1 protein-coding gene is annotated in these 812 nt (G+C 43.2%); it reads left to right on the top strand.

Annotated features, from left to right (window positions below; all coding sequences use genetic code 11):
- The coding region (locus tag A3739_RS16990; RefSeq protein ID WP_068502162.1) for an extracellular solute-binding protein at positions 1-810 on the top strand (810 nt) is incomplete at its 5' end.
- Positions 811-812: the final 2 nt, after the last annotated feature.

Genomic DNA, 812 nt, shown 5'->3' with positions numbered 1-812 from the left:
GGTGCTAACTCTCCGGCTGACTTAGTATTCACTGTTGATATTGGCCGCCTAAATGAAGTTGTTGAAATGGATTTAGTTCAGGCTGTTAACTCAGATACTCTTAACAGCAATATTCCTAGCCAATATCGTGATCCAGAAGGACTGTGGTTTGGTCTTACGACTCGTACTCGCTCTATCTACGCATCAAACGAACGTGTAAAAGATGGCGAAATCACAACATATGAAGAGCTTGCCGATGAAAAATGGAAAGGTCGTATTTGTACTCGTAGCGGCAAACACCCATATAATTTAGCGTTGATCGCTTCAATGATCGCTCATCACGGCGAAGCAGAAACGGAAACATGGTTGAAGGGCGTTAAAGCAAACCTTGCTCGCAAACCACAAGGCAATGATCGCGCACAAGTAAAAGCTATTTATGAAGGAGTATGTGACCTTTCACTAGGCAATAACTACTACCTAGGCAAAATGCTTCAAGATGAAGAGCAAACAAAATGGGCAAATGCCGTTAACATTCTGTTCCCTAACTCTGCAGATCGCGGTACTCACGTAAACATCAGCGGCATGGCATTGACAACGAGCGCACCAAACAAAGCAAACGCCATTAAGCTAATGGAATACTTAACAGGCGAAACAGCTCAAACAATGTATGCTGAGCAAAACTTTGAATACCCAGTTAACCCAGCAGTTCAACCAAGTGAACTCGTTGCATCTTGGGGTGAATTCAAAGCAGATCAACTACCTCTTGCTGACATTGCCGGTTTACGCAAAGCTGCTGCAAAGCTAGTAGATAAAGTAGCATTCGATCAATAATG

The sequence above is a fragment of the Oleiphilus sp. HI0067 genome, assembly GCF_001635735.1.
This window is presented reverse-complemented; position numbering and strand designations above follow the sequence as displayed.